Source organism: Bradyrhizobium sp. CIR18 (genome assembly GCF_014198295.1).
GTDB lineage: Bacteria > Pseudomonadota > Alphaproteobacteria > Rhizobiales > Xanthobacteraceae > Bradyrhizobium.
This window is the reverse complement of sequence record NZ_JACIHF010000004.1, coordinates 304,906-322,512: the sequence shown is the minus strand read 5'-3', so window position 1 is coordinate 322,512 and position 17,607 is coordinate 304,906. Positions and strand designations below refer to the sequence as shown.

Genomic DNA, 17,607 nt, shown 5'->3' with positions numbered 1-17,607 from the left:
CTCATGACCGACGCAGTCAACACCGACCGCTGGATACGGTGGCTCAACCTGGTGCAGCTCGTGCTGGCCGGCGTGATCATCATGACGCCAACGGTCTGGATGGTGCTGTCCTCCTTCAAGCCGTCCTTCGAGGTGACGGCCTATCCGCCGACCCTGATCTTCACGCCGACGCTGGACAATTATGTCGAGCTGACCAAGACGACGCCGTTCCTGAGCTACGCCCTCAACAGCCTGATCGTCACCGTCGGCTCGACCGCGCTTGGGCTCCTGTTCGGAATCCCTGCCGCGTTCGCCGTCTCCTGGACGCGTATTTCGTGGCCGGCGATCCTGACGCTCGCGGCGCGCATGGCACCGGGGACGCTGTTCCTGCTGCCCTGGTACGTCATGTTCCGGCAGGTCGGCATGATCGGGTCGTACACGGCGCTGATCCTCAGCCACGCGGTGATCACACTCCCGATCGTGATCTGGGTTTTGCTGCCGTCGTTCGACGGCATCCCGCGCAGCGTGTTCGAGGCGGCGCAGGTCGATGGATGCAGCGTCACCCGCATCCTCTGGCGCATCGCGCTGCCGCTGGTGGCGTCCGGCATCGCCGTCTCGGCCATACTCGCCTTCGTATTCTCGTGGAACTACTTCCTGTTTGCGCTGGTGCTCTCCAATGGCGACACCAAGACTCTGATCGCGGCCGCCTTCAATTTCATCGGCGAGGGCTCGACGCAATGGGGCGCCCTGATGGCCGCGGCGACGCTGATCGCATTGCCGCCGCTGGTGCTGGCGGCTCTGGTTCAGCGTTGGCTGGTGTCCGGGCTGACGCTCGGCGCGGTGAAAGGTTAGGTATCTGATGAACGAAATGCCTCGTCCGAACGCGATCATGCAGGCGGCGGTGTTCCATGGTCACGAACGCATCACCATCGAGCCGGTGCGGATGCCCGACGTCGGGGCAGGCGAGGTGCTGGTGCGGGTCTCGCGCACCGCGCTGTGCGGCTCCGACTTCAAGCTCTGGCACAAGGGCGCCGAGTTCACCGCCGGTCACGAGATTTTTGGCGTGGTCGAGCAGCCCGGCCACCGCCTGCATGGCCGCCGCTGCGCCGTCTATATTCCGCTGCACTGCGACCACTGTGCGGCCTGCAAACGCGGCGACACCCAGATGTGCCTGGAGGTCTCGAGCCTGATCGGCTGGAACAGGCCGGGCGGCTACGCCGAATACGTGCCGGTGCCGGAGAATTGCCTGCTGCCGGTGCCCGACGATATCGAGGACAGCCTCGCGCCGCTCTTGCTCGACACCATCGGCACCTCCGGCCACGCCGTCCGGTTCGTCAGTCGTGTCGTGCCGCCGGACGAGGCAGGTGCGGTCCTCGTGATGGGAGCGGGGCCTGTCGGTCTCGGCGTCGTGCTGGCACTCCGCAGTCTCGGCTATGATGACATCCATGTGGCCGATCCGAACGCCGCACGCTTGAATATCGCCCGATCGTTCGGCGCGAAACCGCATCCGGTCGGCGACACGTCGAAACGGTTCGCCCTCATCATGGAATGCTCCGGCGCGCATGCGGCACGCAATCTCGGCATCGAGCTCGTCCTGCCGCGCGGGGCGCTGGTGCTGGTCGGCGAGAACGCCGCGCCCTGGACCATCGAGGAAGGCAAGGTGTTCCGCCGCAAGGATTTCTACATGATCCGCACGTTCTACTTCCCGTTCCAGGATTTCGAGCCGAACGTCGAACTGCTGCGCAGGTACAAGGACGAATACCGCGTTCTCGTCGACGGCGAGTTCGGCCTGTCCGCTTTGCCCGAGAATTTCGCCCGCTTCGCCAAGGGCGAGTTGATCAAGCCTGTACTGGCGCTGGACTAAGCGATATGGCCTCGATCTCGATCCGCAACCTTACCAAACGCTACGGCAATTTCACTGTGATCCCCGATCTCAATCTGGAGATCGCGGACCACGAATTCGTGGTTTTCGTCGGCCCGTCCGGTTGCGGCAAGTCGACCTTGCTCCGGATCATCGCAGGTCTCGAGCCCATTTCCTCCGGCGACCTCTACATCGGCGACACGCGCGTCAACGGCGTGCAGGCGGCGCAGCGCGACATCGCGATGGTGTTCCAGGATTACGCGCTCTATCCGCACATGCGGGTTTACGACAACATGTCCTTTGCGCTGGAGCTGCGGGGAACGCCGAAGGCGGAGATCGACGCGCGGGTGAAGCGCGCGGCGGCGCTGCTGCACATCGAGCCGTATCTCGACCGCAAGCCGAAGGAGCTCTCCGGCGGCCAGCGCCAGCGTGTCGCCATGGGACGTGCGATCGTGCGCAATCCAAAAGCCTTCCTGTTCGATGAGCCGCTCTCAAATCTCGACGCCAAGCTGCGAGGGCAGGTGCGCGCCGAGATCAAGGCGCTGTCGCAGGAGCTCAAGACCACCATGGTTTTCGTGACGCATGACCAGATCGAGGCCATGACCATGGCCGACCGCATCGTGGTGCTTCAGAGCGGCACGATCCAGCAATACGACACGCCCGAGGCGGTCTACGAGCGGCCGGCCAACCAGTTCGTCGCCGGCTTCATCGGTTCGCCAGCCATGAATTTCTTCCCGGTCGAATGGCGACAGGAGCGTGCGATCCTTTCGCAAGGCGGAACGGTGGTGCCGTTGGGCGAGGAGACGGCAAACGGGCTGCGGCATGCCGGCAGCGCTGTGCTTGGCATTCGCCCCGAACATTTTGCCGTTGCCACCGATGCTGCCGACGGCATTACAGTGAACGTCAAGCTCGTTGAGCCGCTCGGCTCGGACACGCTGATCCATTTCGATCTCGCCGGCGCGGCATCCATCGCGCGGGTCGATCCGTCGCTACGACCGAAGGTCGGCGATCGCATCAATCTGCGACCGCAGCCCGGCAAGACGCATCTGTTCGATGCCGCAAATGGACAGGTCGTGCGGTGAGCGCATTGGTCAACATCGGCGATCTCTCGGCGCTGGCGGACGTCGCGTCCAAGGCGAGGCCCGTGCACGTGATCTGTCTCGGGTTGTCCGCGCTCGACCAGGTCTGGCGCGTCGACCGGCCGTTCTCGGGTGGAAGCGAGAAGATCAAGGCCGTCGAGTACGGCACGCTCGGCGGCGGCATGGCCGCCAATGCGAGCGTTGCGGTCGCAAAGCTCGGCGCATCCGTCGCGTTCTGGGGGCGGGCAGGGAATGATGCTGCCGGGCACGAGATGAAGTCGGCCTTCACCGCGGAAGGCGTCGACATCGAGAATTTCCGGCTGTTTGCGGACGGCCGCTCGTCCGTCTCCGGTGTCATCGTCGACAATTCCGGCGAACGGCAGATCGTCAATTTCCGCGGTCTCTATCCGGAAGCAGCCGACTGGCTGCCGCTGGAGACCGTTGCCCGCGCATCCTCGGTGCTGGCGGATCCGCGCTGGGTCGAGGGGGCCGCGACGTTGTTCCGCGAAGCCCGCGCGCGCGGGATCCCGACGGTGCTCGACGGCGACATGGCCGATGCCGAGGTGTTCGAGCGGCTGTTGCCCCTGACCGACCATGCAATCTTCTCCGAGCCCGCGATCACGGCTTTTGGCGGCTCGGCCAAGGATGAAACCCTCGCCGCGCTCGCCCGCTTCGGGTGTCGCATCATCGCCGTCACGCGCGGTGAGGAGGGCGTGAGCTGGTACGAGAACGGCCGTCTGCACCGACAGGCGGCCTTCGCGGTCGATGTGGTCGACACCACCGGCGCCGGCGACGTCTTCCATGGCGCTTATGCCCTCGCGATCGGCGCCGGTCTCGACGTGCGCGACGCGATGGCGTTTTCGGCTGCGGCGGCCGCGATGAAATGCCGCCACGCAGGCGGACGCAACGGAATCCCCACCATCAACGAGTGTCTTGCATTCATGAGGACGAAGCCATGAGAACGATTGGAAAGAACCGCGGCCTGGCGCGTCTGGCCGACGCGGACGGTCATTTTCGCATGGTCGCGCTGGATCAGCGGCCGCCGCTGTTTGATGCTATTGCGAAAGCAAAGGGGATTACGCGGGACCAGGTCGAATATTCCGACGTGACGGCAGCAAAGCGTCTGCTCGTCGAGAACCTCGCGCCGCATTGCAGCTCGATGCTGTTCGATCCGAATTTCGCGGTGCCCGCGGCAATCGATCTTCTGCCGCCGCGTTGCGGTCTCATCATGACCCTTGAAGAGCACCGGGTGGATGAGACCTCGGGCGGACGCAAGTCGCGGGCGATCACCGACTGGAGCGTTGAGAAGATCCGCGCCATGGGCGGCGACGCCGTCAAGGTGCTGGCGTGGTACCGGCCGGACGCCGATGCTGCGGTCAACGAGCATCAGAAGCGGTTCGTTCGCGAGATCGGGCAGGATTGCGCCCGTCACGACATTCCCTACGTCCTGGAACTGCTCGTCTATCCGTTCCTCGGCAGCGCCAATCACACCGCCGACTACGTGGAGTCGCCCGGAAAACTTCCAGGTCTGGTCATCGAGAGCGTGCGCGAGTTCGCCAAGCCGGAATATGGCGTCGACCTTCTGAAGCTGGAGAGCCCGCTGGCGGCCAACAGTCTGCCTGCCCGGGATGGCAGCGCCGAGGCGAAAGCCGCGCAGACGGAGTTCGATGCGATCGGCGACATCTGCCGCGCGCGCAGCATCCCATGGGTGCTGCTCTCCGGCGGTGCTGCGCCCGAGAAATTCGAACGGGTGCTCGACTTTGCCTATGCCGCGGGGGCGGGCGGGTTTTTGGCGGGCCGCACGATCTGGCTCGATGCCGTCTTGAAGAATTTCCCGGACCGCGCGGCGGTTGCCGCCAGCCTGCGCAAGGACGGCCTTGGTGTGCTCGAACGGCTCAACGAGCTGACAAAGGCCAAGGGAACGCCGTGGAAGGCGCGCTTTCCCGTATTTACTGATATCAAGCGGGAAGGGGACTTCGCGCGCGCGTATTGAGCTGATGGCCGTTCCGCGTGGTCTGATCCCGATCGCAGGATCTGCAACATGACGTCTGACAGCTTCACAATCCGCTCGATCGAAGCGTTCTGCTATCGCTATCCGTTGGCAACGCCGGTGGTGACGTCGTTCGGCCGCATGCTCAACCGCCCCGCTGTCTTCATTCGTGCTGTCGATGAAGATGGCGTCGAGGGATGGGGCGAAGCCTGGTCGAATTTTCCCGCGCCGGGTGCGGAGCATCGCGCACGGCTCGTGAACGAGGTGCTCGCACCGGGTCTCGTCGGGCGCAAGTTCGACGGTCCGGCTCAAGCCTTCGAGAGCCTGAGTGGGAGCACCGAAGTGCTGGCGCTGCAATGCGGCGAACCCGGTCCGTTTGCGCAGGCGATCGCGGGCATCGATCTCGCGCTATGGGACCTCTCGGCGCGCCGTCGGCGTTTGCCGCTGTGGCGGCTGCTCGGTGGGCACGGCAGCACGATCAAGGTCTATGCCAGCGGCATCAATCCCGGCGGCGCCACGCAGGCGGCCGAAGCCGCAGTCGAGCGAGGTCATCGCGCGTTGAAGCTGAAGGTCGGATTCGGCGCCGACATCGACCTCGCCAATCTCGCAGCCCTGCGCCAGATCGTCGGCGCGGGCATGCTCGCGGCGGACGCCAATCAGGGCTGGTCGGTCGAACAGGCGCTTCAGATGCTGGAGCGGCTTGGCGGGTTCGATCTGCGCTGGCTGGAAGAGCCCATCCGCGCCGATCGGCCACGCGAAGAATGGCAAAGACTGCGGGCAGGCGCGGACATGCCGATTGCGGCCGGCGAGAACATCTCGAGCGTCGAAGGCTTCAGGCAGGTGCTGACCGAGGACGTGCTCGGCGTGGTTCAGCCGGACATCGCGAAATGGGGCGGGCTCACGGTCTGTGCCGGGCTGGCGCGTGACATTCTCGACGTGCGCAAGACGTTTTGCCCGCACTATCTCGGCGGCGGCATCGGACTGCTTGCCTCGGCTCATCTGCTGGCCGGTATCGGAGGAGATGGCTGGCTGGAGGTCGACGCCAACGATAATCCGCTGCGCGATTTGTTTTGCGGCTCCCTGATCGACGTGCGTGAAGGCATGGTTCAGCTGAGTGACGACCCGGGGCTCGGAATAGTGCCGGATCTCTCAGCTATCGAGCGCTATCGCAGCATCTAGATGTGCGGGTTTGGGGTGTTCTTCGCCTAAAGTACCTCGGCCAAAGACTGGCCGTGCAGCTCGATGTTCAATCCCCGCATGCCGAGGTCGTTGATCTCACCGCCCATCGCCTTCAGGCTCTCCTCGCGGATCAGGGACATCAGCCCGCGGCGCAGCGCCAAAAATTCCGAGGACATCATCATCGATTGCTGCCGCGGCCGTTCCAGCGGAATTGGGATCTCCGCCTTGATCGAGCCGGGGCGCGCGGTCATGCAGTAGACGCGGTCGGACAGGAAGATCGCCTCGTCGATGTCGTGGGTGACGAACAGCACCGAGATCTTCAGCCGCTGCCACATATTGGTGAGGATCTGCTGCATGATGACGCGGGTCTGGGCGTCGAGCGCACCGAAGGGCTCGTCCAGCAGCAGCACTTTCGGCCCCGTCGCGAGCGCGCGGACGATGCCGACGCGCTGCTTCATGCCGCCTGAGAGCTTTTCCGGATAGTGCTTCTCGAAGGCTTCCAGGCCCGCCAGCCCGAGCAGCGTCCGGGCGGCGCGCTCGCGCTGCGAGCGCGGCATGCCGCGCATCTTCAGCCCGAACTCGACGTTCTCCCGCACCGTCTTCCAGGGAAACAGCGAATATTGCTGGAACACCATGCCGCGCTCGGCGCTGGGACCGCTCACACGCTCGCCGTCGACGGTGACGATCCCTGTGGTGGGTTTAAGGAAGCCCGCGACCGCGTTGAGCAGCGTCGACTTTCCGCAGCCGGAAGGCCCGACGATCGAGACGAATTCGCCCGGCTTCACATGGATCTGTGTATCGGTGACGGCCTGGACCGGTCCCTCGATACCGTCATAGCTGAGGGAGAAGCTTCTGACTTCGATATGGCCTTGCGGTGCCTTGGCGGGGATCTCGCTCATTTCGCTCTCCACGGCATCACCAATTGTCCGGCGCCCCGGATCAGCAGGCTCGATCCCAGCCCGAGAACGCCGATTGCGATCATGCCGAGCGCGATGTCGGCGTACTGGACCAGCGAATAGGCTTCCCAGGTGAAGTAGCCGATGCCGTATTGGCCGGAGATCATCTCGGCCGCGATCAGCGATACCCAGGCCACGCCCATGCCGACCGTAAGACCGGTGAAGATGTGCGGCAGCGATGCCGGAAAGTACACCTCGCGGAAGATCGAGCGCTCCCGCGCGCCGAGGCACTGCGCAGCGCGCACCAGCACGGGATCGACCAGCGTCATGCCGTGAAGTGTGTTCACCAGGATCGGGAAGAACGAGCCGAGGAAGGTGATGTAGACGATGCTCTGCTCGTTGGTCGGCCACAGCATGATCGCCATCGGTACCCAGGCGATTGCCGGGATCGGTCGCAGCACTTCTGCGACCGGGAAGATGATCTCGTGGACGAGCTTGAAGCGACCCATCACCAGACCGAGCGGGACCCCGATGATGGCTGCCAGGGAGAAGCCGACGAGGATGCGCCGGCAGCTCAAGACGATGTGCATCAGGAACTTGGGATCGTGGATCGCCTTGATGAAGCTGGCGTAGACCGCGAGCGGCGAGGGCACGTTGGTGAAGCGCACGAAGAACACGACGCGATAGGTCGTGAGCAGGTGCCAGACCAGGAGGAACGCCAGCAGCGAGGTGATGCCAATCGCGATCGTGCGCAGGCCGCTGCGGTTTAGTCGATACCAGCGCAGCGCGAGCGTGCCGAAGGAGGGCGGGGTGGCGACGGGCTCCGGGCCCGTCTCCGCAATGGCTGTTGCCGGCATGCTGTCCTCGGGATGTCTGAGGATGGCGGGACTGCTCACGTCTTGCCTCCGCCGACTGCTGCCTTCACCGCGTCGTCAAAGCCCATCACCTTGCCGCCGATCTTGGCGGCATGGGCTTCTGCGTCCTTCTTCAGCAGGAACGGCGCGACGTCGCCATCGCCGACCGCAAAGAAGGCCTGGTCGGCGAATAGCTTGATGCCGCGCGTGGTGTCGAAGACGTAGGCGACATTGATCTTCTTGCCCCTGGCCTTGAAGTCGGCATAGGCCCCCAAGGTGCACGCCGCGGACGCAAACGGCATGATGCCGGCATCATCTACCCAGACCTCACCGGACTTGCGCGGATCGGTGATCGGCTTCTTGCAGAAGGCGTCTTCGCCGGCGATCTCGTAATTCTTGGTGCTCGCGAGCTGAGCGTCGTAATCGAGCTTCATCTCGGCATAGGCTTTGCGGATATAGCCATCGTCGACCCATTTTTTCGGATCAAACTCCTTCATCCGGCCGAGATTTTGCAGAACCTTGACGTCGGCGGAGGCGGCGTCGATCAGTGCCGGCTTGATCGTGGGATCGGTGGTCATGTTGCCGCTGGGTCCCAGGAAGATGTACACGACTTCCTTGCTGATGCCGGTCCATTCCTGAATTTTTTCAGCGGCGAGCTTGGGATCGTCGCGCAGCCACTGATTGGCGGCAATGACCGCCTTCAGATAGGCGGTGACGACCTCCGGATATTTCTCGGCGAAATCGGTGCGGACCACGATGCCGTGGAAGGTCGGGACATTGGTCTCGACGCCGTCAAAGATCTTCCGCGCGAAGCCGCGGAACGGCAGCAGCTCGGCGAAGGGAACGAAGTCGGCATGCGCGTCGATCTTCTTTTCCTGGAGATTGGTCGAGCCGACCTCCGGGCTCTGGCTGACGAGCTGGAAGAAGTCGGACGTGTAGCCACGGTCCTGCATCGCTTTCAGCACCATGCCATGGGCGGCGGAGCCGAACGGCACACTGACGAGCTTGCCCTTGAGGTCGGCGAGATCGTAATAGGGCGAGTCCTTGTGAACGACGATGCCGTTGCCGGAGCCGGACTGGCTGTAGGCGGCGATACCGATCAGCCGGCTCTTGCTTTCGGGGTTACTCTCGAAGGTGAAGCCGTTCACGATCAGAGGATAGTCGCCCATCATGCCGATTTGCAGCTTGTTGGCCATCATCGCGTTGGTGACGGGCGGGCCGGAGGTGAAGTTCTGCCACTCCAGCTCGAACTTGATGTTGCTGTATTTGCCGTCTTTTGGCAGATATTTCTCGAGTAGGTGCAATTGGCGGATGACGACACCGGCGGTCACCGTGTTGGTTGTCGTATCCTGCGTTCCAATGCCGAGCGTGACGGTTTCCGCCGAGGCCGGCTGCGCGACCAGAAGGGCCAGCGACGTCGCCGACGTCGCGATCGAGAGCGTGGGAAGACGGCGGACCATTCTCATCCTCATTCGGTTGGATGTGCTGTGGTTGCCATGATTGGGTGAGGGCCCGGACAGGGCAAATCCGGAATGAGCGCTGCAGTCGATTAGTTGCCGGGAAAAGCTGATTGCATACTCCTTGAGCAGTTCTGCACTATAAAGCCGCTTGCCTGTGCAGGGGCGATGGTCGCAAATTCGGTCAGTCGGATGCGTGGCCGCGCATCTCCTCCAGCACGTCCGTCCGGCAGACCACGATCTGTGACCGCTTGGTCTGTACGATTCCCTTTTCCTGCATCCGCTTCAGGCTGATCGTGACCCATTGCCTGGTGGCCCCGACCATGTGTGCAATGTCGGCATGGGTGAAGGCGGCCGCGATCACCCTGCCATCGGCGTCCTCGACGCCATAGAGCTCGACGAGATGCAGCAGCAAATGCGCAAGGCGCTGCGTGATCGAGCGCGTTCCCAGCATCTGCGCGAGGGCCGAATAGCATTTGCCCTTGAACGTCAGGCCTTCGATCAGGCCGATCGCAAGGTTCGGGATCTCGACGGCAAGGGATCGCAGCTCCTTTCCGGGAAGGTGCACGACGCTGCAATTGCTGGACGCAACACCGGACCATTGATGCACGGTGCCTTCGAACACTTCCGGCCCGCCGACGAAATTTCCGACATGCCAATAGGCCAGCGTAATCTCGCGTCCGAGCGGGGAGGTGTAGAACACCCGGATACGGCCGCTCTCGATCAGCCAGATGCCGTCATGCTTCCCGCCCTGGCTGAACAGCGTCTGGCCGCGGTTGAGCACTTTTCGGCGGCCCTGCTTCAGCACCTGCTCCCGCTCGCGCGGGGAGAGCTTGTCCATCAGCGGCGGGGGCCCGCCGATCCATCGCTGGTTCTCGGTGAGCAGCAGCGAGGAGCTGCCTGCAGGCCGGACTGCCGGGGGAACAGCCCCGCGAACCGCATTCGCCGCCTGCAACATCATCTGCCTCCGGAACGTTCAAATCGTTCTAAAGAGGAGCAATGTCCGTGCCAGATTGGGGGTGATTAACTTTCTGCGTCACTCAGGGCTCGCCCTTCGGGCGCCCCGGAATGACGATCCCAGTTATGGGTCATCCCCCGCCAAACTCAGCAGATACGGCTTCGGATAAATCCCCCTGTTATGCCCGTCCGAAAACGAGATGTTCAGCCCATAGCCGAGGTCGCCGATCTCGGTGATGGCGATGCCGGTAAAGTGCTCGGGGAAGCGGCCGTCAAAGCGGGCGCGGGTGCAGTGGGCGCATTTGCAGGAGAGGCGAAGTTTTTCGGCAGGGACGCTCAGCGCGCCATCCTGTGTGGTGCGGACGAGTAGCGTCGCCAGATCGGCGCTCGCTTCGTAGTCGGCCACGGTCGGTGCTACCAATGTCGCGGTCATGGCGTATCTCCGACCCCCCTTCTACGTCGTCGCGGACGCGCGCGAATAGCAACTAGTTGCCAACGCCGGCTGCTCTCCGATCATCGCCCGCGAAATGTGAAACTAATCGACCGGGAAATTCACTTCCGCGTTGCCGGATTCTCGTCTCTCCGAAACCTTGTGCGCAAACGAGGCATGGAGAGACGGCGGATGAGCGCATTTCAGAAAGAGACGGTTCTGTCGGTCAGGCACTGGACCGAGTCCCTGTTCAGCTTCACCGCGACGCGCGATCCCGGCTTTCGCTTCCAGAACGGCCAGTTTGCCATGATCGGGCTGGAGGTCGAGGGCAAGCCATTGATGCGGGCTTACAGTATGGCGAGTGCCAATCACGAGGAAGCGCTCGAGTTCTTCTCGATCAAGGTGCAGGACGGTCCGCTGACCTCGCGCCTCCAGAAGATCAGCGAAGGCGACATCATTCTGGTCGGCCGCAAGGCGACGGGGACGTTGATCACCGGCAACCTCATTCCGGGAAAGCGCCTCCTGCTGCTTTCGACCGGCACGGGGCTCGCGCCGTTCGCCAGCCTGATCAAGGACCCAGACGTCTACGAGAACTACGAGGCCATCGTGCTCGCCCACGGCTGCCGCCAGGTCTCCGAGCTCGCCTATGGCGAGCACGTGGTCGAAAGCCTTCGCAATCACGAGTTCTTCGGACCGCTGATCCGCGACAAGCTCGTCTACTATCCGACCGTCACCCGAGAGCCGTTCAGGAATCGTGGCCGCATCACCGATCTGATCGCCTCGGGCCAGCTCTTCGACGATATCGGGCAGGGCAGCCTCGATATCGAGACCGACCGCATCATGCTCTGCGGCAGCCCGGCGATGCTGGAGGAGCTCCCCGCGATGTTCTCCGCGCACGGCTTCGTCGAAGGAAACCACAGCCAGCCCGGCCATTTCGTAATCGAGAAAGCCTTCGTCGAGCGCTGAGGCGCAAATCGCGTCCCGGCGACAACTAATTGCTATCGCCGAGACGCCCTCTGAACAAATCTGATGCAAAGGCGCCGGAAATGCCGGCGAACCAGGAGCAAGCGATGGCACTAGATCAGATCGTCGACGGACTTTCGGAGGTTTCCTGCGATGTGCTGGTCATCGGCGGCGGCACGGCCGGCCCGATGGCTGCGCTGAAGGCGAAGCTGAAGAATCCGAAGGCCAACGTCGTCCTGCTCGAAAAGGCCAACGTCAAGCGCTCCGGCGCGATCTCGATGGGCATGGACGGCTTGAACAACGCCGTCATTCCCGGCTATGCGACGCCGGAGCAGTACACCAAGGAAATCACCATCGCCAATGACGGCATCGTCGACCAGAAGGCGGTCTATAAATACGCGCAGAACTGCTACGGAATCATCGAAGAACTCGACAGCTTCGGCATCCGCTTCCTCAAGAACGAGAACGGCGACTACGCCGTCAAGAAGGTGCATCACATCGGCACCTACGTGCTGCCGATGCCGAACGGCGAGACAGTGAAAAAGGCGCTCTACCGCCAGCTCCGGCGTGCCCGCATCCTGATCTCAAATCGATACATGGCGACGCGTCTGCTCAAGTCGGCAGATGGGCGCATCGCTGGCGCGATCAGCGTCAATACGCGTACCGCAGAGATGCTGGTGATCAAGGCCAAGGCCGTGATCCTGTGCATGGGCGCGGCCGGCCGCCTGGGTCTGCCGACCTCCGGCTACATGTTCGGAACCTACGAGAATGCTGCCAATTCCGGCGATGGCTATTCGATGGCCTATCACGCCGGCGCCGCACTTGCGAACCTCGAATGCTACCAGATCAATCCGCTGATCAAGGATTACAACGGTCCCGCCTGCGCCTATGTCGCCGGTCCCTTCGGCGCCTTTACCGCCAACAACGAGGGATCGCGCTTTATCGAATGTGACTACTGGTCCGGACAGATGATGCTCGAATTCTACAACGAGCTGCTGTCGGGTAAGGGCCCGGTGTTCCTCCAGCTCAAGCATCTCCACCCGGATACAATCTCGGAAATCGAATCAACGCTGCACAAGGTGGAGCGGCCGACGCGTGGCCTGTTCCAGCAGGGACGCGGGGTCGATTACCGCAACGATTCGATCGAGATGCACATCTCCGAGATAGGCTTCTGCTCCGGTCATAGCGCCTCCGGCGTGTTCGTCGACGACAATGCGCGCACCACCGTGCCCGGCCTCTACGCCGCCGGCGACATGGCGAGCGTGCCGCACAATTACATGCTCGGCGCCTTCACCAACGGCGCGGTGGCTGGCATCGACGCGATGGAGTTCGCCGACAGCCACGACTTCGCGGAGTTCGATGCCGCCGACGTGGCCAGGGAGCGCGACCGCGTGATGGCGCCGACCAGGCGCGAGGACGGCATTCCGCCGAACCAGGTCGAGTACAAGACGCGGCGCCTCGTCAACGACTATCTCCAGCCGCCGAAGGTCACGCGCAAATACGAGCTCGGCATGCGCCGCCTCGCCGAGGCGCGGCAAGACATGCAGGAACACATGATTGCGCGTAACGCACACGAGCTGCTCCGCGCGCTTGAAGTGCAGTCGATCATGGATTGCGCCGACATGGCGGTACATGCCTCGCTCTACCGTGAGGAGAGCCGCTGGGGTCTCTATCACTGGCGCACGGACTTCCCGGAGAAGGACAACGAGAACTGGTTCTGCCACACCTTGCTGAGCAAACAGAACGGCAGGATGACCAGTGAGAAGCGCGCGGTCGAACCCTATGTCGTCCCGATCGCGGACGACGAGAAGGATCTCTACGACAAGCAGCGCATCCGCGCGACCGCCTGATCCACCGCCAACGACAAGCAACAGGAGATCAACGATGCCTCTCGCGTCCTATCAGACATCGGTCCCGGTGGTCGTCGACGACGCCAAATGCATCGCCGACAAGGGCTGCACCGTCTGCGTCGACGTCTGCCCGCTCGACGTGCTTCGCATCAGCGACATGACCAACAAGGCCTATATGGCCTATGACGAGTGCTGGTACTGCATGCCCTGCGAGGCTGATTGCCCGACCGGCGCCGTCACCGTGAACATTCCCTATCTCTTGAGGTAGTCATGTCGAGCCCGTTCGAATCCTATGACGATCTCGAACACGCCGACGAGCGGTTGCAAGCCGCAGATCCAGCCGAGCGGCGCGTCGCCATCATTGCGCTCGGCCATTCCGGCGATCCGGTTGCGGTTGCGCATCTCGCCAACATGGTGTCAGATCCCGACGCGGGCGTGCGCCAGCAGGTCGCGATGGCGCTCGGCGAGTTCGACGGGCGGGAAGCGGCGAGTGCACTCGTCAAGCTGCTCGTCGATCCCGAGCGGATCGTGGCGTCGGCCGCAGCCGACAGTTTGGCCGAATTCAAGGATCCCGCCTGCGCCGAAATCATCCTGCCGCTGGTCAAGCATGCCCACGCCTTCGTCCGCATGGGCGCGCTGCGCGCGCTCAAGGAGTTGCGCCGCAAGGACACGCTGAAGCCCGCGCTGGAAGCGCTCCAGGATGGTGACGCGGCCGTCCGCGTGCAGGCGATCGGCGTCATCGGCTTCCTGAAGCTCGAAGAGTCGATCCCGGCGCTCACCGCGCTGATCCATGATCCCGACGCCCATGTACGCCGCGCCGCCGTGAGCGCGCTCGCCTTCTCGCAGATGAAGCCGGCGGCCGAGACGATCACCCGCGCACTCAGGGATGCGGACTGGATGGTCCGGGAGATGGCAGCCGAGACGCTCGGGCTCAACGTCAATGGTTCGCTCGCCGCTGATCAGCTTATCGTCTCACTTGCCGACGAGTTTTGGCAGGTGCGGCTCAAGGCGATCCGCAGCCTCGGCAAGATGAAGGTCGAGCGCGCCCTGCGTCCGATCGGTAACTGCATCAACCATGAGCAGGCGAATTTGCGGAAGGAGGCGGCTGCCGCGCTCGGCGAGATCGCCGCTCCCGAGGGCGAGGCATACCTCGTGGTGATCGCCAACGATCCTGATCCCGACGTGCGCAAGAACGCGCGCTGGGCGCTTCAGCAGATCGCTGCGCGCAAGGGGAAGGCGGGGTCGTAGGGTGGAAAGGGCCAGTACAACTTTATTGCACCATTGTGCCAGGCCGCGACACGTGCCAGGTCAATTCGATCACCTGCCGCCTGTCGAATAGCTTGCACGACGTGCGCACCTGGATCAAGGAAAGTCTTCCGACAGTAACGTCAGCAGGCGTCTCAAGATTTGCAGGCCCCTGACAATCGGGGCGGTTTCATGTCTTGCTCTCGCGCAACTCAGCTTTCAGAACCTTGCCGTTTGCATTGCGCGGCAGCGGTGTCGTGCGCAGCATGATCACCGCTGCCAATATCCGGGGACAACCATCGGTCCGGCGATCCACAGCTCGCCCGGCGTGCCCCTGGAAACTTCGATACCGGTGTCATCGACGAGCTTGATCCGGCCGCAAGGTACGCTCATTCCGACGCTGTCGATATGTCCGCGCCACTGCGTTCGCGGCATGATGGTCGCGGGCGAGGTTGTCTCGGTTGCCCCATAGGCGCTGAGCAGCTGCAGATGCGGCAGTCTCGCCGCCAGCATCTCGATGGTGGCAACCGGCGTCGGCGCGCCGCCGTCGCTGATCATCTTCGATGAACCGACCAGAGGCGTGGATGTCGGCGCGATCCCGCAGCTTCATGCCTCGGTCGCACCAAGCAGGAATTCAAACCCAGCATCACTGGTCGGAGGACTGCGGGGCAGCAGCCTTAAGAGTGCTCGTCCAGATACGTGACTTTGGCGGCGAGCTGATAGCCACCATTGCGCACCGTCTTGAAAATGTGGTTCGCGCCATTCTCTGAAAGTTTGCGCCGCAGTCGACTGATCAGCACATCGATGGATCTGTCGAGGACGTCTCCGTCGCGCCCGCGTGTCAGCTCGAGCAGTTGATCTCGGGACAGCACGCGACCGGGACGATCGAGAAAGGTCAACAGGAGATCAAACTCGGCGCCGGTCAAGTCGATCGAACCACCTTGCGGACTGATCACCGACCGGGCGGACGGGTCGGCAGCGAATCCCTCGAAGAGATAGCGCCCCTTTCCGCCCGGAGAGGAGCGATCATTCTCGCCCCGCCGGAGGACGGCACGGATGCGGGCGATCAGTTCGCGCGGGTTGAACGGCTTGCCAAGATAGTCGTCGGCGCCGATCTCCAGGCCGATGATCCGATCCACGTCTTCCTTCAGAGCGGTGAGTAGAATGACGGGGACTCGGGATCGTCTGGACCGGAGATCGCGACAAAGATCGAGGCCGGATCCGTCGGGAAGCATCACGTCAAGCACGATCAGATCGATCTGGCTCGTGGCGATCCGCTCGTGCACCTCGGCGCACCTCGACGCGAGCTGCACCCGAAAGCCTTGCTCCTTGATGTAGCGAGCAAGGAGCTTTCGGATCTCTAAATCATCATCGACGACAAGGATTTGTGGAACGTGCATAGGGCCGGTTTAGTCCGGTTCGAGCAACTGGAAGAGTATTATTTGTAACGAAGGCTGTCCCCCAATTCGCGTGGACATCTTTCGACACAAATGGCGGTCGAGTAGCAAAATTAGGTCATCCGCGGCCAGATTCCGAGCCATGTAGCCCGTCTATCAAAAGCGCAGGGTCACAATATGGGGGTCTGAATGCGCTCCGCCGCCGGTTTTAACCAGTCTCGGTCACATAAGTCGTTTCCGTACCAGCGCCGGGGGCCTCTTGGATTTGGCGTATCGCGGCTGCTCGGCATGTCGTGCTCGCTCCTTCGGGTTGTGGCGATCCCGGAGACGCACGCTTTCGGCGAGAACGTTCCAAGTGCGTTCTTCCTGATCGTCCGCGCTCTCCGGCCTCTGAGACTGCTATTGTGCCGGCAGGCGCGCGCGAAGATCCCATACGACCCGCGTAACCGGCTCTGCGCCGAGATCGCTGCGAGCCGGAAGCAAACGGTGGGTGCCCGAAACAAGGCGATGTGGTTGGCGGCCGTGCCGATCCTTGCCGTGCTACCTGGCTGCGCGACTCCCGCACTGGTGCAGGGCAACGGCCTCTCCTCATACGATGGGTTGAAGCAGTCCGACGGAAAGATCACCAAGTCCCGCCTTCAGGTGAAGAAGGAGCAGGTAGCGGCAGCAAAAACCATCAACGTCGCACCGACAGCATTCCCGGCGCATGTTGCGCCCGACCTGACGCACGAACAGCGCGTCCTTGTTGCCAATACGGTTAGTCGCGCCCTGTGCATCAACTTGAGCGATCGATTCAGACTGGTGCCGCCCGATCAGCGGGCAGATTTGACGGTGCGTGCGGCCATTACGCGCGCTACGCCGACTGATGAAGTCGCCGCTGGCGTCTCGGCTGCTGCGAGTCTCGGATCGAGCTTCGTCGATGCGAGCGTGCCGATTCCGGTGCCGCGCATTCCCGTAGGCTTGGGGGATATGTCCATCGAAGCTGAGGCCGTCGACGCCGCGGGGCGGCAGCAGGCCGCCATGGTCTGGGGAAGAGGAGCGACCGCCTTTTTCAGTACACCGAGGGCATCGAAAGCCAGTGACGCCTACGACCTCGCCCGGGACTTCGGCGACGACTTTGCGAAGATGCTCAGTAAGGGCGAAAGCCCCTTCGAGGGCTTCAGCATCGACATACCCTCTTTGGAGAAAGTCGGTTCGAACATCGGTCTCGCCCCCAAATACGTGGCCTGCGAAGTGTATGGCCGCGCGCCTGGCATCGCTGGCCTGGTCGGCGGCAAGCTCGGACTTCCTCCTGAATGGACCGACGACGGTCCGGCGGCGACGCGAAAGCGGTGACGCGGCTATGGACGACCGGAACGACGGACGCTGCCTGCACGGATCAACCGCGAAGGTCGCCATGATGACGGTCATCCTCGCCGTCGTGTACGGGGCTGTAGCTTATGTTGGTTTTTCGCTGTTCAGGACGGGATG

General features: G+C 63.0%; 18 protein-coding genes. 11 read left to right on the top strand and 7 right to left on the bottom strand.

What is annotated here, in order from left to right; all coding sequences use genetic code 11:
• Positions 1-3 precede the first annotated feature (3 nt).
• The 6 genes from GGD65_RS17295 to GGD65_RS17270 are packed head-to-tail and all read left to right on the top strand — an operon-like array spanning position 4 to position 6,088.
• The gene (locus GGD65_RS17295; RefSeq protein ID WP_179731169.1) at positions 4-831 is read left to right on the top strand and encodes a carbohydrate ABC transporter permease; all 828 of its coding nucleotides are present in this window, start codon (positions 4-6) and stop codon (positions 829-831) included.
• A gap of 7 nt (positions 832-838) precedes the next feature.
• Positions 839-1,843, top strand: coding sequence for a zinc-binding dehydrogenase (locus GGD65_RS17290; RefSeq protein ID WP_183236009.1), 1,005 nt, complete (start codon positions 839-841; stop codon positions 1,841-1,843).
• A 5-nt stretch (positions 1,844-1,848) separates the two neighbouring features.
• On the top strand, positions 1,849-2,922 hold the full coding sequence (locus GGD65_RS17285; RefSeq protein WP_018316076.1) for an ABC transporter ATP-binding protein: 1,074 nt from the start codon (positions 1,849-1,851) through the stop codon (positions 2,920-2,922).
• Positions 2,919-3,878: a sugar kinase gene (locus tag GGD65_RS17280; protein ID WP_183236008.1), complete on the top strand. Its 960-nt coding sequence runs from the start codon at positions 2,919-2,921 to the stop codon at positions 3,876-3,878. The genes GGD65_RS17285 and GGD65_RS17280 overlap by 4 nt, the downstream gene beginning before the upstream one ends.
• Positions 3,875-4,912, top strand: coding sequence for a tagatose 1,6-diphosphate aldolase (locus GGD65_RS17275; RefSeq protein WP_018316078.1), 1,038 nt, complete (start codon positions 3,875-3,877; stop codon positions 4,910-4,912). The genes GGD65_RS17280 and GGD65_RS17275 overlap by 4 nt, the downstream gene beginning before the upstream one ends.
• Positions 4,913-4,960: 48 nt before the next feature.
• Complete coding sequence (locus tag GGD65_RS17270; RefSeq protein ID WP_183236007.1) at positions 4,961-6,088, top strand: mandelate racemase/muconate lactonizing enzyme family protein; 1,128 nt, start codon at positions 4,961-4,963, stop codon at positions 6,086-6,088.
• Between the two features lie 26 nt (positions 6,089-6,114).
• Here GGD65_RS17270 and GGD65_RS17265 read toward each other — a convergent pair whose 3' ends face one another.
• The 5 genes from GGD65_RS17265 to GGD65_RS17245 form a co-directional block, all read right to left on the bottom strand.
• Positions 6,115-6,987, bottom strand: a complete 873-nt coding sequence (locus tag GGD65_RS17265; protein WP_183236006.1) for an ABC transporter ATP-binding protein — start codon at positions 6,985-6,987, stop codon at positions 6,115-6,117.
• Entirely contained in the window at positions 6,984-7,880 is an 897-nt protein-coding gene (locus GGD65_RS17260; protein WP_183236005.1) for an ABC transporter permease, read from the bottom strand. The genes GGD65_RS17265 and GGD65_RS17260 overlap by 4 nt, the downstream gene beginning before the upstream one ends.
• Positions 7,877-9,298 carry an ABC transporter substrate-binding protein gene (locus tag GGD65_RS17255; protein ID WP_183236004.1) on the bottom strand — a complete coding sequence of 474 codons (1,422 nt, stop codon included), beginning with the start codon at positions 9,296-9,298 and terminating at the stop codon, positions 7,877-7,879. Before GGD65_RS17255 ends, GGD65_RS17260 begins: the two co-directional genes overlap by 4 nt.
• 181 nt (positions 9,299-9,479) lie before the next feature.
• Complete coding sequence (locus GGD65_RS17250) at positions 9,480-10,256, bottom strand: Crp/Fnr family transcriptional regulator (RefSeq protein WP_183236003.1); 777 nt, start codon at positions 10,254-10,256, stop codon at positions 9,480-9,482.
• A gap of 120 nt (positions 10,257-10,376) precedes the next feature.
• The gene (locus tag GGD65_RS17245; protein ID WP_183236002.1) at positions 10,377-10,685 is read right to left on the bottom strand and encodes a gamma-butyrobetaine hydroxylase-like domain-containing protein; all 309 of its coding nucleotides are present in this window, start codon (positions 10,683-10,685) and stop codon (positions 10,377-10,379) included.
• Between the two features lie 189 nt (positions 10,686-10,874).
• Between GGD65_RS17245 and GGD65_RS17240 the strand changes: the two genes are divergently transcribed.
• The 4 genes from GGD65_RS17240 (at position 10,875) to GGD65_RS17225 (ending at position 14,743) form a co-directional block, all read left to right on the top strand.
• Positions 10,875-11,648 carry a ferredoxin--NADP reductase gene (locus GGD65_RS17240; RefSeq protein WP_183236001.1) on the top strand — a complete coding sequence of 258 codons (774 nt, stop codon included), beginning with the start codon at positions 10,875-10,877 and terminating at the stop codon, positions 11,646-11,648.
• Positions 11,649-11,752: 104 nt separating this feature from the next.
• Positions 11,753-13,495, top strand: a complete 1,743-nt coding sequence (locus GGD65_RS17235) for a fumarate reductase/succinate dehydrogenase flavoprotein subunit (RefSeq protein ID WP_183236000.1) — start codon at positions 11,753-11,755, stop codon at positions 13,493-13,495.
• Positions 13,496-13,529: 34 nt separating this feature from the next.
• Positions 13,530-13,763 (top strand): ferredoxin family protein, encoded by a 234-nt coding sequence (locus GGD65_RS17230; protein WP_007593252.1) that lies wholly within the window; start codon positions 13,530-13,532, stop codon positions 13,761-13,763.
• 2 nt (positions 13,764-13,765) lie between these two features.
• Complete coding sequence (locus GGD65_RS17225; protein ID WP_183235999.1) at positions 13,766-14,743, top strand: HEAT repeat domain-containing protein; 978 nt, start codon at positions 13,766-13,768, stop codon at positions 14,741-14,743.
• A 267-nt stretch (positions 14,744-15,010) separates the two neighbouring features.
• Here GGD65_RS17225 and GGD65_RS17220 read toward each other — a convergent pair whose 3' ends face one another.
• Together GGD65_RS17220 and GGD65_RS17215 are read right to left on the bottom strand one after the other, a co-directional pair.
• The gene (locus tag GGD65_RS17220) at positions 15,011-15,298 is read right to left on the bottom strand and encodes an AMP-binding protein (protein ID WP_183235998.1); all 288 of its coding nucleotides are present in this window, start codon (positions 15,296-15,298) and stop codon (positions 15,011-15,013) included.
• 119 nt (positions 15,299-15,417) lie between these two features.
• The gene (locus GGD65_RS17215) at positions 15,418-16,140 is read right to left on the bottom strand and encodes a response regulator transcription factor (RefSeq protein ID WP_092261907.1); all 723 of its coding nucleotides are present in this window, start codon (positions 16,138-16,140) and stop codon (positions 15,418-15,420) included.
• Between the two features lie 186 nt (positions 16,141-16,326).
• Between GGD65_RS17215 and GGD65_RS17210 the strand changes: the two genes are divergently transcribed.
• On the top strand, positions 16,327-17,472 hold the full coding sequence (locus tag GGD65_RS17210; protein WP_246783318.1) for a DUF3313 domain-containing protein: 1,146 nt from the start codon (positions 16,327-16,329) through the stop codon (positions 17,470-17,472).
• Positions 17,473-17,607: the final 135 nt, after the last annotated feature.